This window comes from Sphingomonas sp. P2_B6 (genome assembly GCF_056404755.1).
The window spans coordinates 80,040-94,909 of sequence record NZ_JBFUDK010000001.1 but is presented as its reverse complement, the minus strand read 5'-3'; the positions used below and the strand labels follow the sequence as shown (position 1 = coordinate 94,909).

The following is a 14,870-nucleotide window of genomic DNA, read 5'->3' as shown; positions in this document are numbered from 1 at the left end:
TTAGCGAGGGCGACGGTCCGACGCTAGAGGGACCAGTCCCCCGCCGCCGCCATCCACAGGCTCACCGCCGCCGCCGCTGCCGTATCGGCCCGCAGGATGCGCGGGCCCAGCCCGATCCCGACCGCATCGGGCATGGCCCGAATCGCCTCCCGCTCCTCCGCGTCGAAGCCACCCTCGGGCCCGATCAGGATCGCCGCCGGCCCCTGGTGCGCCCGCATCGCCTCCAGCGCGGGCACGCCGCCGGTCTCGTCGGCGAAGAACAGTGCCCGCCCCGCCGGCCAGTCGCGCAGCAAAGCCGGCAACTTCACCGTCTCAGCCAGGTCCGGTACCGCGGTTCGCCCGCATTGCTCGGCCGCCTCGATCATATGCGCGCGCAGCCGGTCGAGGTTGAGCCGGTCGACCACCGTGCGCCGGGTCAGCACCGGCACCAGCCGCGCCGTGCCCAGCTCGCAGGCCTTTTCCGCCATCCAGTCTATCCGCCCCTTTTTCAGCGGCGCGACGCACAGCCACAGATCGGGCACTGGCTCGCGCTCGCGCAGATGCGCGGTCACGTCGAGCAGCAGGTCGCGCTTGCTGACGGTCGCGGCAATGCCCAGCCATTCGCCGCTCTCGCCGTCGAACAGCTTGACCGGGTCGCCCGGTTTCGTGCGCATCACCGACAGCAGATAATGTGCCTGCGCACCCTCGACGCGCAGCTGCGCGCCCTCGCGAAGCGGCGTCTCGACGAAGAGTCGCGGAGTCGATTGCGGCGGCCAGGCGGGGGTTGCGGGCATGATGGGCATCACTAGCCCCCGTCGCTTCTTCCGTCACCCCGGGGCGTGTTCTGTAATATCCCCTATCATGATATGCTTTCAGTAATGGGCGGGAGAGAATGCATGAAGGCGTCGTCGTTTGCCGTGCTCGTCACTGTTATGGCTCTTGGCGGTTGCGGGCCTCGAGTCGATGGGACCACGCACGCGCCGTCTGGCCGATACTCGGGCGTCGGCCTTTATCCTGCCGACCGCACCTGGACCAAGATGAGCGCGGCGGACAAACCTGCCGACAAGGCGACCGCGACCGTCTCGGACGATCAGATCGTCATCGTGATCGTCGACAGCAACACCGGCGAACTCCGCCATTGTGGCAATATGTCGGGATATTGCATCGGCATGAATCCCTGGACTCGACAACTTGGCAAGTCGCAGGCTGCGCCCATTTCCGTCGTCGAACATGCCCCGGAAAAGACCGTCGATCGCCCCGCGTCCGCGTCGAACGAGGCAGCTCCGGCCGAAACCGACGAGGCGCCATCACGCTAAGACGGATTGCCGCCCGCGCGCGCGGGGCTACAGACGGGCCATGACCCTTGCGCCCGAGATCGTCCCCGACACCGAGCATCGCGGCTTTGTCGGGCTCCTGCCGCCCATGGCCCGCCCCTATGCGCTGCTTGCCCGGTTCGACCGGCCGATCGGCTGGTGGCTGCTCTACTGGCCCTGTGCCTGGGGCGTGGCGCTGTCGGGCAACCGGCTGGGCGACTGGTGGCTGCTGCTGTGGCTGCTGATCGGCGCGATCGCGATGCGCGGCGCGGGCTGCGTCTATAACGACATCACGGACCGCGAGCTGGACGCGAGCGTCGAGCGCACCCGCAACCGCCCGTTACCGAGCGGCCGCGTGTCGGTGCGCGCGGCGTGGATCTGGCTGCTGGTGCTTGTCGCGATCGGTTTCGCGGTGTGGTGGCATATCAACCTCTACGCCAAGGGGCTGGCGCTGCTGACCCTGCCGATCGTCGCAATCTATCCCTTCATGAAACGGATCACCTGGTGGCCGCAGCTCTGGCTCGGGCTGGTGTTCGGCTCGGGCGCGGTGGTCGGCTTCGCGGCGGCCGAACCGACGATGTTCGAGATGCACTGGTGGAATCTCGTCGCCGCGATGGTGCTGCTCTATGCCGGCACCATCGCCTGGGTGGTCGGCTATGACACCATCTATGCGATCCAGGACAAGGAGGATGACACGCTGGTCGGCATCCGCTCGTCCGCGCGCCGCATGGGCAGCCGGGTGCGCGAGGGCGTGGCGATCCTTTATCTGCTCGCGCTCGGTTTCTGGGCGGCGTCCTTCTGGCAGGTCCGGCCCGATCCGCTCGCGCTGCTCGCCCTGCTCCCGGTCGCGCTCCATTTCGCCTGGCAGGTCGCGACGCTCAGCGCGAATGACGGCGACAACGCATTGGCGCGATTCCGCTCGAACCGATTCGCCGGTTTCCTCGTCTTTGCCGCCTGTTTTGTCGTGGGCGTATCGTCAGCGCTTTGACCTTCGCGGCGGTCCTCCCTAAGTCCGCTCGATGCTTACTCCAGATCAGGCGCGAGACCGCGCTCAGGACATCGTCGCCCGCGCCAAGGCCGCCGGAGCCGACGCCGCCGATGCCGTGTTCGTCGACGATACCTCGCTCGACGTGTCGATCCGCCTCGGCGCGCTCGAGGATGTCGGCCGTTCCGAAAATGCCGAGCTTGGGCTGCGCGTGTTCGTCGGCCGCCGTTCGGCCAGCGTCTCCACCTCGGACCTGTCGTCCGCCGCGATCACCACGCTCGCCGAACGCGCCGTCGCCATGGCGCGCGAGGCGCCCGAGGATGCCTGGGCCGGCCTCGCGCCGGAGAATCGCCTGCTGCACGGCGCCCCGCCGCAGCTCGATCTCGACGATGGCGGTATTGTCTCGCCCGAGGCGCTGAAGGAAGCCGCGCTCGCCGCCGAGGATGCGGCGCGTGCCGTCGCGGGCGTGTCGAACAGCGAAGGCGGCGGCGCCAGCGCGTCGCGTTCGGTCTGGGCGCTCGCCACCAGCCACGGATTCGCCGGCGCCTATGCCGCGACCGGCTATGGCCTGTCGGCCAGCGTGCTTGCCGGATCGGGCGGCGACATGGTCCGCGACTATGCCCATCATTCCGCCCGCCATCGGCACAAGCTGGAGGACGCGCTGTCGATCGGCACGCGCGCCGGCGAGCGTGCGGTCGCCCGGCTCAACCCCGGCCGGCTCGCCAGCGGCGCGATGCCGGTGGTGTTCGATCCGCGCGTCGGATCGAGCATGCTCGGCCATCTGGTCGGCGCGATCTCCGGGCAGGCGATCTCGCGCAAGACCAGCTTTCTGCTCGACGCGCTCGGCACCCAGATATTTTCGAGCGGCGTCACCATCTGCGACGACCCGCACCGGCCGCAGGGCCTGCGCTCGCGCCCGTTCGACGGCGAGGGCCTCCCCGTGTCGCCCGTCGAGTTCGTCTCGCACGGCATGCTCGAAACCTGGCTGCTCGACAGCGCCTCCGCCCGCCAGCTCGGGCTGGAGCCGACCGGCCATGCCAGTCGCGGTGCCGGCGGCAGCCCGGGCGTGTCGACCAGCAACATGCATATGTGCGCCGGCGCGATGCCGCCCGAGACGCTGATCGCCGACATCAAACGCGGCGTGTTCGTGACGGAGTTGATCGGCATGGGCGTCAATGGCGTGACCGGCGACTACAGCCGCGGCGCGGCCGGTTTCCTGATCGAGGACGGCGAGATCACGACGCCCGTCGCCGAATTCACCATCGCGGGCAATCTGAAGGACATGTTCCTCAACCTCACCCCCGCAAATGATCTCGAATTCCGCTACGGCACCAACGTGCCGACTCTGCGCATCGAGGGCATGACGGTGGCGAGTGGCTGATCGTCCCGGCACCGGGGATCTGGCCGACGCCATTGCGGCAATCGCTGCCGAAGCCGGCGCGGTGGCGCTGGCCAAGTGGCGCACCGAATTCCGGCAATGGGAAAAGAGCCCGGGCAATCCGGTGTGCGAGGTCGATCTGGAGGTCGACGCGCTGCTGCACCAACGCCTCTCGGCGCTGGTGCCCGATGCCGGCTGGCTGTCGGAGGAGACGGTCGACAATGCCGATCGCCTGTCCCAGTCGCGCCTGTGGGTGGTCGATCCGATCGACGGCACCCGCGATTATGTGCGCGGGCGGGAAGGCTGGGCCGTCTCGATCGCGCTGGTCGAGGATGGCCAGCCGCTGATCGGCGTGCTCGACGCGCCAGCGCGGGGCGAGATCTGGCGGGCCGAGGCAGGCAAGGGCGCGACGCTCAACGGTTTCCCGATCCGCGCCGGCAACCGGGCGGTCTTCTCCGGCGCGCGTGTGCCGACCGATACCTTGCCCAAGGTCGACAGCGATCTGGTCGCGGTGGCCAAGCCCAATTCGATCGCGCTCCGCATCGCGATGGTCGCGGCGGGCGAGGCGGATCTCGTGGCGACCTTGCGCTGGGGCTATGAATGGGATGTCGCCGCCGCCGTGCTGATCGCGGCCGAGGCGGGGGCCACGGTCAGCGACGCGTTCGGCAAGCCGCTGTTTTTCAATACTCCCAGCGCGCAGGCGTTCGGCGTGCTGGCGACGACTCCGGGCATCCATGCCGCCGCGGTCGACCGCCTGGCCGATCGAGCGAAGACGCTGGCCATCAAATAATCCCCCAGCAGGGGAGGTGGAATGGCGCTGCCTAAATCGAAACGCTCCGAACGCCGCTATCCCGGCGTCCGCACCAGCTCGACGATGTCGACATCATGGCTCACCCAGCCGCGACTGGCGCCTGCCTCGGCCGCAAGGGCGCGCGTCTTCTTCGCCTCGGCCAATGACTTGCTATGGCCCCAGAAAACCTCGGTCTTGCCGTTGCCCAGACGTGCGACGATCCGCCAATAATGGGTGAATTCGGTCGCGGTCGGCCCGATCGTCTTGACGTAGCCGTCGGGCAGGGTCGCGGTCAGCAGATATTTCTTCTTCGCCACCTGTGCTCAGCCCGCCAGCAGCTCGAACGCCGTACGTGCCATGGTCCGTCCGTTGACGATCAGCTCGACCTCATGCGTGCCCGGATGATGCCGCCGCGTGCTGAAATCCTTGATCGTCTGCCGAATGCTCAGGGCGACCGTCTCGCCGGCGCCAAGGTCGAACGTGCGAAGCTTGAACACCTTGGCGGCGCTCTTCCCACCCGCCCGGGCGTAATGCAGGCGGTAATCCACCACCAGCCGCTGCGCCTCGGCAGCCATCGACCTCACATCGGCAGCGATGGTGACCGCGTCGCCAAGCCGCACCGTCCCCGGCGCAACCGCAAAGCCCGACACGTCGACTGCGGCACCATGCCCCACCCCGATCAGCGCCAGCGCGCGCGGATCGCCCTGCTTGATCAGGGTCCGCAGCGCATGGCGGATGATCCAAATGGTGCGGGCGTCGTCCGCCGGCCATGTCGCCAGCCGGTCGACCAGCCAGTCCGGCCGATCCTTGGCGATGTCGTTCAGATGGTTGGCGACCGACTTGCGCACATAGGCGCTGGGATCGCGCTTCAGCGCCTCGAGAATGGGCGCGGCCAGTGTCGGATCGGCCTTCAGCGCCGGCACCCGCCCCGCCCAGGGCAGCCTCGGCCGGCTGCCTTCACTGGCGAGCCGCCGGACATGCTCGTCTTGATGGCCGCTCCACGCCAGCATCACGGCAAGCGTCCCGGCGCTGTCCTGCGCCAGGAATGGCCGAATCGCGAATTCGGCGGTGCCGAAACGGGTCAGGTCGGCCAGCGCTTCCATTGAAGGCGCGACATCGCCGAGCCCGTGCCGCGCGACGAACTCGGTCACCGCGACCGCCTGGAATCCATGAGTCAGCCGGGGTGCCATGGCGCGGACGATCGTCACCGCTTCGGCATAGTCGGCCGGCAGGGCGATCCGCAGGGCATCGGCGACATGGCGCACCCGTTCCATGATCGACAGCGCATCCAGCCCCGTCGACGCCGCGTCGAGAAAGGCCGCACGATCGAAGCGCGGGGAAACCTGCGCACCGGCGTCGGCGATCACGGTCAGCGCCCGGGGTCCGAGAATGTCCTTCAGCAGCGCGGGCGTCGCCGTCTCGCTGGTCATGCCCCTACGCTCTCCATCATGCTTGCCCCATAGGCGCGCCAGCGCTCGACCACCAGCGGTTGGAGAATTGCCAGAGGCGTCTCTCCCGATCTAGTGTTAGCGGTAACGCCGATACCGGCTTCGGGAGAGGAACGACCATGGGACTGCCGATCAACGCCCTTTTGTCAGCATTGCTGATCGCCGGCACCACCGGCTCGGTCGCAGCGGCGCAGGAGTCGCCCGAGGCGCCCAGGGCTCCGGACGGGCGCCATTTCCTGTCCCAGCCCCTGGTGCGCGACATCTACACCGCCGATCCGTCGGCGCATGTGTGGAACGGCAGGATCTATGTCTATCCCAGCCACGACATCAACGGCCCGACGCCGCAGGACGATCTCGGCAGCCATTTCGAGATGCGCGACTATCGCGTGCTGAGCATGGACCGGGTCGGCGGCCCGGTGACGGTGCATCCGGTCGCGCTCGACGTGAAGGACGTGCCATGGGCCGACAAGCAGATGTGGGCGCCCGACGCGGCGTACAAGGACGGCACCTATTATCTCTATTTCCCGGCCAAGGACAAAGCCGGCGCGTTCCGCATCGGTGTCGCGACCTCGAAATCGCCGGCCGGCCCGTTCAAGGCCAACCCGCAGCCGATCAAGGGCAGTTTCTCGATCGATCCGGCCGTGTTCACCGATGATGACGGCCAGAGCTATATGTATTTCGGCGGTATCTGGGGCGGCCAGCTTCAGCGCAACACCACCGGCACCTATGATCCGAACGGCTCGAAGACCGATGCCGGCACCCCCGACAAGCCGGCGCTCAGCCCCCGGATCGCGAAGCTCGCGCCGGGCATGACGGAGTTCGCCGAGGCGCCGCGCGACGTCGTGATCCTCGACCAGCAGGGCAAGCCGCTGCTCGGTGGCGACCATGACCGCCGCTTCTTCGAGGCGTCGTGGATGCACAGGTACAAGGGCAAATATTATTTCAGCTATTCGACCGGGAACACCCACTATCTGGTCTATGCCATCGGCGATTCGCCCTATGGCCCCTTCACCTATCAGGGGCGCATCCTGGAGCCGGTGCTCGGCTGGACGACTCATCACTCGATCGTCGAAAAGGACGGCCGCTGGTGGCTCTTCTATGCCGACAGCCAGCTGTCCGGCGGCGACACCCGACTGCGCAACGTCAAGGTGACCGAGCTTCACTATAATGACGACGGGACGATCAGGACGATCGATCCGTTTGTGAAGTGAGCAGGGCGCGTAGCGCGGCTCGTGAAGGCAGCAGGAGATCCGGCATTTGATTCCGGTCAGACGCTGGATCGGGGCGCCGGCGCACTTACATCGCATTGGTGACTACATCGAATTCGGACCGCATGATATGACGACCAACCACGCCGAGCAGGTGCGGGCGCGAAAGATGGCCGATGCGCTGCGGTCCGGGATCGACGACCTCTTCATTTCGCGCCTGGTCGAGAATTTCTATGACGCCATCCGCGAGGACGCCTTGCTCGGCCCGATCTTCGCCGAACGGATCGCCGACTGGCCCCACCATCTCGCGCGCATGAAGGATTTCTGGGCCTCGATCATGCTCGAATCCGGGCGCTACAGCGGCAATCCGATGCGCAAGCACATCGCCATCGCCGGGCTCGACGAGATGCATTTCGCGCGCTGGCAGGCGCTCTGGGGCGAAACGCTTGACGGCCTCGCGCCCAGCCTGGCGGTCGCCGAACGGTTTCGCGAAGCGGCGTGGCGGATCGGCGAAAGCCTGCTGATGGGAATCCGCATCCAACAGGGCGGGCTGGCCGCGATCTCCGCACCGTCCGCGTCGTAACGCGTCGCACTACGCTCCGTCTTCTCGACGACCCTCGCGCCTACGCCATGACTGCAAAGCGACGTTGCGCTGTCATCGGCATGACCTCGATCCGCAACGCCCGGGTCATCGCCAGCGCCTAGCGGCGCAGCCACCGGCACAATCGGGTCGCTGAAAAAACAAAAGGGATATTGATGAAGCTTCTGCTCGGCAGCGCGGTGATCGCGCTGCACGTCGTCTGCGCGCCTGTCGCCCTGGCCCAATCCGTCGATACGGCGGCGGCCGACACCCCGGCCGAGGCGGATCAGGTCGTCGTCACCGGCACGCGCGATCGCGCGCGCAGCCAGTTTTCGACCCTTGCGCCGGTCGATGTCCTGTCCCGCGCGACGGTCGAATCAAGCGTGTCGGGCGATCTGAACGACACGCTCGCGCAGCTGCTTCCCTCGTTCAACGTCCAGCGCCTGCCCGCCGCCGATGGCCAGGCCTTTGTCCGTCCCGCGACGCTGCGCGGCCTTTCCGCCGACCAGACGCTCGTGCTGGTCAACGGCAAACGCTATCATCGCTCCGCGCTGCTCGGCACGCGCGGCGCTCAGTCGCCCGATCTCGCCAGCATCCCCAGCGCGGGCATCGGCCGGATCGAGGTGCTGCGCGATGGCGCATCGGCGCAATATGGGTCGGATGCCATTGCCGGCGTCATCAACATCATCCTCGACGAAGCCCCCGGGATGGACGCGTACGGGCAGGTCTCGCGCTATTATGCCGGGGACGGGAATGAATATCAGTGGGGCATCCACGCCGGGATCGCGCTCGGCGATCGTGGCGCCATCGCCTTCACCGGTCAGTTCGACCGGCAGGAACCCACCTCGCGCACGCGCCAGCGGCCGGATGCGATCGCCTTTCAGGCAGCCAATCCCCAGCTTCACGTGCCCAACCCGGTACAGCGCTGGGGCCAGCCGCAACAGGAGCGGATCAGCGGGGCGGTCAATGGCCATTACGACCTTGCCGAGGGCGCGACCTTCTATGTCTTCGGCACCGCCCAGCAGGGCGAGGGCGTGACCGATTTCAACTGGCGCAACCCGGTCGGCACCGCCAGCGTCTATGGCGCGAGCTCCGCCTTTCCCGGCTTTTCGTTCAACACGATCTATCCGACCGGTTTCACCCCGCGCTTCGGCACCGATTATAGCGACTATCAGTCGGTCGCCGGCCTTCGCGGCGACGCGAGCGATCGCTTCCATTATGATCTGAGTGCCTCGCTGGGCCGCAGCCGCATCGACTATACGCTCAACGAGAGCCTGAATGCCTCGCTTGGGCCGAACAGCCCAACCGGCTTCTATCTCGGCCGTCTCCAGCAGCGCGAGGTCAACCTCAACGCCGACTTCGTCTATCGCCTGCCCGTCGGCACGGACGATCCGGTCAATATCGCCTTTGGTGGCGAACGCCGCGTGGAGACATATCGGGTGTCGCCGGGCGATCCCGCATCCTACGCCGTCGGCCCGGGCGCCCAGACCGGGCTTGCCCCCAACTCGAACGGCTTTCCCGGTTTCAGCCCGACTCAGTCGGGCGCATGGAGCCAGCGCAGCTATGCCGGCTATCTCGATCTCGAATGGAAGCCGGTCGAGATAGTGACGCTCGGCGCAGCCGGCCGTTACGAGGATTTCTCGGCGTTCGGGGATACCTTCACCTACAAGCTCGCCGGGCGGATCGAGCCGATGCACGGGCTCGCGGCGCGCATCACCTATTCGACTGGCTTCCGCGCGCCGACCCCGGCGCAGCTCAACACCCGCCAGGTGACTCAGGGGCTCGACACGCGCACGCTGCAGGTGTTCAACCAGGGTCGCCTTTCGCCCAACGATCCGCTGGCGCTCGCGCTCGGGGCAAAACCGCTCACGCCGGAAAAATCGCGCACGCTGACCGCAGGCCTGACGGCGCAGACCGGCGGTCTCAGCGCCAGTATCGACCTCTATCAGATCGAGCTGGACGATCGCTTCGGCCAGTCGGCGACCTTTGCCGTGCCGGCGTCCTTCCCGAACCCGGATCGCTTCACTTCAGTCAGCTATTTCACCAATGATTTCGATACGCGCACCCGCGGCATCGACGTGGTCCTGGGCTATATCCGGGATATTGGGCCCGGCCGGGTCAATGTGGCGCTTGCCTACAACTACAATCAGACGCGCGTGCGCGGCGGCACCAGCGCCTCGATCCCCAACGAGACGCAACGGCGCATCTTTCAGGAGCGGCTGCCGCAGCACAACGCCACCGGCACGCTGAACTATACGATCGGCCCGGTCGGGCTGATGGTGCGCGGGCGTTATTACGGTGCCTGGACGGACGTCACGGGCAACGCCACGGGCGAGCTGTTCCAGCGCTTCGGTTCGACTGCGTTGTTCGACGCCGCGATCTCGTTCAAGATGACCCGGAACATATCGCTGCGTGTGGGGGCGGAGAACATTTTCGACACCTATCCGGATGAAGCCACCAACCAGGCCAATCGTGGCCTGATCTATTCGCGCAACGCCCCCTATGACACGGATGGCGGGCAATATTATGCCCGGGTCGGGCTGCGTTTCTGATGGGCGGCATTCGTCGCCGGTCCGTGATCGCGGGTGGCCTCGTGCTGCCCGCGGTCGTCGCCGCCGGCCGCGCCGCCGTGCCGCCCGACATGGACGATGACGCGTTCTGGCGATCGATCGCCGCCGAATATGATCCGCCCAGGGATGTGATCCAGCTCGAGAACGGCAATTGGGGCATGATGGCGCGGCCGGTGCTCCAGGCCTATCAGGAGACGGTCGCACGGGTGAACCGGGATACCAGCTATTATGCCCGGCGCGGAATGACGCGCGACATGATGGCGGCGCGGGATCAGGCCGCTGCCGCAATGGGGGTGAAGCCACAGGAACTCGTCTTCACCCGCAACGCGACCGAGGCGCTGGAGACGCTCATTCTCGGCTATAACCGTCTCCAGCCGGGCGATGCGGTGCTCTACGCCGATCTCGATTACGACAGCATGCAGGCCTGCATGGAAAGCCTGGCTGCCCGCCGCGGCGCCAAGGTCGCGCGTATAGCGCTGCCCGAACCGGCGACGCGCGCGTCGCTGGTCGATGCCTATGCGCAGGCAATGGCCGCGCATCCCCGGCTGAGGCTGATTCTGCTCACGCATCTCAGCCACCGCACCGGCCTTGTGCTGCCGGTCCGGGAGATCGCGGCGCTTGCCCGATCGCGCGGTATCGACGTGATCGTCGACGCCGCGCACAGCTGGGGCCAGCTCGATTTCAGCCTTGCCGATCTCGATTGCGATTTTGTCGGCATCAACGGGCACAAATGGCTCGGCGCGCCGCTCGGGGTCGCTTTCCTGCATGTCCGGGAAAGCGCGCTGGGCCGGATCGATCGCCATCCGGCGAATCCGGCACAAGGACAGGACGATCTTTTCAGCCGGGTCCATCTCGGCACCTATGATTTCGCGGCCGGCCTCACCGTTCCCGCCGCGCTTGCTTTCCAGGCCAGGATCGGCGGCAAGCGCCGCGCCGATCGCCTGAGCGCGTTACGCAATCGCTGGGTTGCCCGCGCGCGCACCGTGCCAGGCATCGAGGTCCTGACGCCCGACGATCCCGCGCTGCACGGGGCGATCACTTCCTTTCGAGTCAAGGGCGTGACCGATACGGCGGGCAATATGCGCATCGCGCGGCATCTGCTCGAACGGCACCGCATCTTCACGGTTCACCGCGACGGGATCGCCGCCGGGGCGTGCGTGCGCGTCACGCCGGCGCTGTTCACCAGCATGGAAGAAGTGGATCGCCTTGCCGGGGCACTGCCCGGCGTCGTGGCGGCCGCCCGGGACGGGTAACCGGTCCGTCGGCTATTACGACGCCAGCCCGTCGTCCTTGTACTTGATCTCCAGGAACCGCCCGCGTGTCGCCAGCAGGTTGAGATCGCCCTCGGCCAGCTGCGCCGACATCTGGCCGATTTCCTGCTCGATCACCTTCAGCCCTTCGGCCAGTTGCGTGTCGGGAGTCTTGCCGTTGCGCTCCACGCCGCGCAGCGGCTGCGGCACCTTGGCATAATCGCGGATCAGCTCGGGCAGCTGTTCGCCGACCAACTTGCGGATCTCCGCCGCCGCCGGCTCGCGTTCGTCGAGCGCGGCAAGCTGCGGCGCGAGCGTGTCGAGCTGCACCCCGATCCCGTCGACCAGGGTCTGGGCCGGGGCGGGCAGGGCCGGGCGCTGCTGCTCGAGCCATTGCTCGGTCTTGCGCGGCAGTGCCTTGAGCGGCACCTCGACCAGCTTCTCGGCCTCCACCGGGGCTTCCAGCGAGACGAAGGCGATCAGGAACGTCACCAGGATCAGCGCGGCGAAAACCAGCAGGGCCCCGCCCATGCCGATCGGCGAGAACCAGCCGAAGACGATCGTCGCGACGATGATCGCCAGGTCGGCGGTGACGATCAGCCCGGCGCGCTTGGCCAGGCCGGTGCCGCGCCGCCGCCGCTTGCGCTGCAGCAGCGCCTGGTCGCGCCGTTCGTTGAGGAACTGCGTCGATCTGGCGATCTGGCGATCGACATCGGTCATAAGGCTTCCAGCTTGAAGGTTTCGCCCCCGCTGCCCGAATTCTGCGCCTGGCCTTCCGCCCGGGCGATATAGCCCCTCGACTTCTCGACCTCGTTGCCCAGCACATTGACCGTGGTCTTCATCGAATCCAGCGCCTTCAGCTTGAAGGTGTCGATCGCGTCCATCGTGTCATAGATGTTCTGGAAGGCACGCTGCAGCGTCTCGATCGGGATGGTCGCACTCGCCGCCTGCTCATGGATCGTCGCGGTCTGGCTCTTGAGCAGCTTGCCGGTCGAATCGATGATGTTGGCAGTCGTGGTGTTGAGCGCGGTGATCTGCTCCAGCACCAGCTTCTGGTTGGTCAGCGCCTGCGCCACCGTCACTGCGGTGCGCAGCGCGGAAACCGTGGTGGTGGAGGCGCGGTCGACGCCCTTCACCAGCTCGACATTGTTCTTCTTGACCAGGTCGAGCGCGAGATAGCCCTGCACCGTCACCGCCATCTGGGTCAGCAGGTCCTGGGTGCGCTGGCGGACATAGAAGAGCGCGCTCTCGCGGATCGCCTTGGCCTTGGCCGGGTCGGTATGGTCGAGCTCGTTGGCCTTGTCCTCCAGCTTCTCGTCCATCGTCTTGGACAGCACGATCATCTGCTCGAGCCGGCCCATCGCGTTCCACAGGTTCGCGCGTTCGACGTCGATCGCCGCATTGTCCATCAGCAGCTCGTCCTTGCCGCTGCCCAGGCTCTTCAGGATCGAGGCGATGTGAGTCTGCGAGCTCTTATAGCCGTCGAAATAATTGCGCATCTTGTTGCCGAACGGGATGACCCCGAACAGCTTCTTCGGCGCGAGCAGATTGCCCTGCTTGCCCGGATCGAGGTCCTCGATCGTGCGGCGCAGTTCGGCCAGGTCGGCGCCCACGCCCGATTCCTGGTTCATCGCCTTGACCGGCCGGTCGAGGAAGCGGTTCGACTGACCGGCCGCCTCGCGGATCTCCTTCTGGCCCATCGCGCTGATCGCATCGACGCGCTTGCCGAATTCGGGCGAGTTCACGTCCTGCGCGACCAGATCCTCGACGAAGGTCTCGACCCGCTGCTGCAGCTGGGTGCGCTTCGAATCGTCCACCGGCACGAGGCCGACGGCCTTTTCCGGCGCGACCACGGGCACGGGGTCGGGCGGGGTCAGGACCAGATCGGTGGTCGCGGTGTCAGTCTGGGTCGCCATCACTCTCTCCACGCAGTCGCCGCCCTAGATGACGGCGATTCGAACGCGCTTCAAGTGTATCATTCAACTATAACACTTGTCACGTATCGGCAGGATAGCGGAAAAATGTTGCGCAAGCGATCTCCGCGACGTCAAATGACCAACGTTAGACAGGGGAGAAGTCGATGCTGCACGGGCTGCGCCGGATGGCGGCTGCATTTGTCATGGTGCTGATGCTCGCCACGGCAGCGAGCGCGCAGGAAACGATCGATCCCAACCGTATCCCACCCTCGCGCGATCCGGCGCGGGTCGCCAACGGGCTCGCCCGGACCCCGCCGATGGGCTGGAACAGCTGGAACAAGTTCGGCTGCGACATCAGCGAAAAGACCGTCCGCGCGGTCGTCGACGCGATGGTGTCGAGCGGCATGCGCGATGCCGGCTATCATTATGTCGTGATCGACGATTGCTGGCACGGCGCGCGCGACAAGGACGGATTCATCACCGCCGATCCGGTCAAATTCCCCTCGGGCATCAGGCCGCTCGCCGATTACGTCCATGCCAGGGGGCTGAAGTTCGGCATCTATTCCGACGCCGGCATGAAGACCTGCGGCGGCCGGCCGGGCAGCCAGGGCCATGAATATCAGGACGCGCTGACCTATGCGCGCTGGGGCGTCGACTATCTGAAGTACGACTGGTGCTCCACCGGCACGCGCAACGCCGAGGAAGCCTATGCGCTGATGGCCGACGCGCTGAAGGCGAGCGGCCGGGAGATCGTGCTCAGCATCTGCGAATGGGGCCAGAACGATCCGTGGCGATGGGGCGCGAAGATCGGCAATCTGTGGCGCACCACCGGTGATATCGGCGACCGCTTCTCCGGTGAGGACAAGCAACATTGGTGGACGCACAGCCTGCTCGACATCATCGACCGCAACGAGCCGCTCTGGCCCTTTGCGGGGCCCGGCCACTGGAACGATCCCGATATGCTGGAGATCGGCAATGGCGGCATGACCGATACCGAATATCGCAGCCATTTCAGCCTCTGGGCGTTGATGGCCGCGCCGCTGATGGCGGGCAACGACATCGCCGCGATGAGCCCGGCGACCAGCGCGATCCTGCTCAACAAGGACGTGATCGCGATCGACCAGGATCCGCTCGGCATCCAGGGGCATCGCGTTCGCGACGACGGCGATACCGAGGTCTGGGCGAGGCCCCTGGCGGATGGCGGGCGCGCGGTGATCCTGTTCAACCGCGGGGCGACGCCAGCGAGGATCAGGGCCGACTGGACCGAACTCGGCTATCCGCTCGGCCTGAAGGCGGAAGTGCGCGACCTGTGGGCCCACAAATCGCTCGGGCGCATGGCCGGCAGTTTCTCCGCGACGGTCGAGCCGCACGGCGTGGTGATGGTGCGGCTGCTGCCCTGACCCCACTTGCGCGTCCCCGGCGGAGGCCGGGGAACGTAACGGGTGGGGCGCTC

Annotated in this window: 14 protein-coding genes; 9 read left to right on the top strand and 5 right to left on the bottom strand. The window is 66.8% G+C overall.

Going from position 1 to position 14,870, the window contains the following annotated elements; genetic code table 11:
* Positions 1-23: 23 nt before the first annotated feature.
* Positions 24-773 carry a 16S rRNA (uracil(1498)-N(3))-methyltransferase gene (locus AC1DX5_RS00475; RefSeq protein WP_478013718.1) on the bottom strand — a complete coding sequence of 250 codons (750 nt, stop codon included), beginning with the start codon at positions 771-773 and terminating at the stop codon, positions 24-26.
* Between the two features lie 102 nt (positions 774-875).
* Between AC1DX5_RS00475 and AC1DX5_RS00470 the strand changes: the two genes are divergently transcribed.
* From AC1DX5_RS00470 to AC1DX5_RS00455, 4 genes are read left to right on the top strand one after another with little or no spacing between them, the layout of a single operon-like run.
* Positions 876-1,295 carry a hypothetical protein gene (locus tag AC1DX5_RS00470; RefSeq protein ID WP_478013717.1) on the top strand — a complete coding sequence of 140 codons (420 nt, stop codon included), beginning with the start codon at positions 876-878 and terminating at the stop codon, positions 1,293-1,295.
* Positions 1,296-1,335: 40 nt separating this feature from the next.
* Positions 1,336-2,280: a 4-hydroxybenzoate octaprenyltransferase gene (gene ubiA, locus AC1DX5_RS00465; protein WP_478013716.1), complete on the top strand. Its 945-nt coding sequence runs from the start codon at positions 1,336-1,338 to the stop codon at positions 2,278-2,280.
* 31 nt (positions 2,281-2,311) lie between these two features.
* Positions 2,312-3,658, top strand: a complete 1,347-nt coding sequence (locus tag AC1DX5_RS00460) for a TldD/PmbA family protein (protein WP_465172069.1) — start codon at positions 2,312-2,314, stop codon at positions 3,656-3,658.
* Positions 3,651-4,445: a 3'(2'),5'-bisphosphate nucleotidase CysQ gene (locus tag AC1DX5_RS00455; protein WP_465172070.1), complete on the top strand. Its 795-nt coding sequence runs from the start codon at positions 3,651-3,653 to the stop codon at positions 4,443-4,445. Before AC1DX5_RS00460 ends, AC1DX5_RS00455 begins: the two co-directional genes overlap by 8 nt.
* 56 nt (positions 4,446-4,501) lie before the next feature.
* On the opposite strand, the gene AC1DX5_RS00450 is transcribed toward AC1DX5_RS00455, so the two are convergent.
* On the bottom strand, positions 4,502-4,762 hold the full coding sequence (locus tag AC1DX5_RS00450; protein WP_465172071.1) for a hypothetical protein: 261 nt from the start codon (positions 4,760-4,762) through the stop codon (positions 4,502-4,504).
* 6 nt (positions 4,763-4,768) lie between these two features.
* Positions 4,769-5,875, bottom strand: a complete 1,107-nt coding sequence (locus AC1DX5_RS00445; RefSeq protein ID WP_465175852.1) for a DNA alkylation repair protein — start codon at positions 5,873-5,875, stop codon at positions 4,769-4,771.
* A 137-nt stretch (positions 5,876-6,012) separates the two neighbouring features.
* Here AC1DX5_RS00445 and AC1DX5_RS00440 point away from each other — a divergent pair, with 137 nt between their 5' ends.
* The 4 genes from AC1DX5_RS00440 to AC1DX5_RS00425 all read left to right on the top strand — a co-directional run bounded on the left by AC1DX5_RS00440 (position 6,013) and on the right by AC1DX5_RS00425 (position 11,504).
* Entirely contained in the window at positions 6,013-7,104 is a 1,092-nt protein-coding gene (locus AC1DX5_RS00440; protein ID WP_465172073.1) for a glycoside hydrolase family 43 protein, read from the top strand.
* 127 nt (positions 7,105-7,231) lie between these two features.
* Positions 7,232-7,684 (top strand): group III truncated hemoglobin, encoded by a 453-nt coding sequence (locus tag AC1DX5_RS00435; protein ID WP_465175853.1) that lies wholly within the window; start codon positions 7,232-7,234, stop codon positions 7,682-7,684.
* A gap of 173 nt (positions 7,685-7,857) precedes the next feature.
* Positions 7,858-10,233 carry a TonB-dependent receptor plug domain-containing protein gene (locus AC1DX5_RS00430; protein ID WP_478013715.1) on the top strand — a complete coding sequence of 792 codons (2,376 nt, stop codon included), beginning with the start codon at positions 7,858-7,860 and terminating at the stop codon, positions 10,231-10,233.
* Entirely contained in the window at positions 10,233-11,504 is a 1,272-nt protein-coding gene (locus tag AC1DX5_RS00425; protein WP_465175855.1) for an aminotransferase class V-fold PLP-dependent enzyme, read from the top strand. The genes AC1DX5_RS00430 and AC1DX5_RS00425 overlap by 1 nt, the downstream gene beginning before the upstream one ends.
* Before the next feature lie 15 nt (positions 11,505-11,519).
* Here AC1DX5_RS00425 and AC1DX5_RS00420 read toward each other — a convergent pair whose 3' ends face one another.
* Both AC1DX5_RS00420 and AC1DX5_RS00415 read right to left on the bottom strand, forming a co-directional pair.
* Positions 11,520-12,221, bottom strand: coding sequence for a hypothetical protein (locus AC1DX5_RS00420; RefSeq protein WP_478013714.1), 702 nt, complete (start codon positions 12,219-12,221; stop codon positions 11,520-11,522).
* Positions 12,218-13,417, bottom strand: a complete 1,200-nt coding sequence (locus AC1DX5_RS00415) for a toxic anion resistance protein (RefSeq protein ID WP_478013713.1) — start codon at positions 13,415-13,417, stop codon at positions 12,218-12,220. Before AC1DX5_RS00415 ends, AC1DX5_RS00420 begins: the two co-directional genes overlap by 4 nt.
* Before the next feature lie 164 nt (positions 13,418-13,581).
* Between AC1DX5_RS00415 and AC1DX5_RS00410 the strand changes: the two genes are divergently transcribed.
* Positions 13,582-14,817 (top strand): glycoside hydrolase family 27 protein, encoded by a 1,236-nt coding sequence (locus tag AC1DX5_RS00410; protein ID WP_478013712.1) that lies wholly within the window; start codon positions 13,582-13,584, stop codon positions 14,815-14,817.
* Positions 14,818-14,870 lie beyond the last annotated feature (53 nt).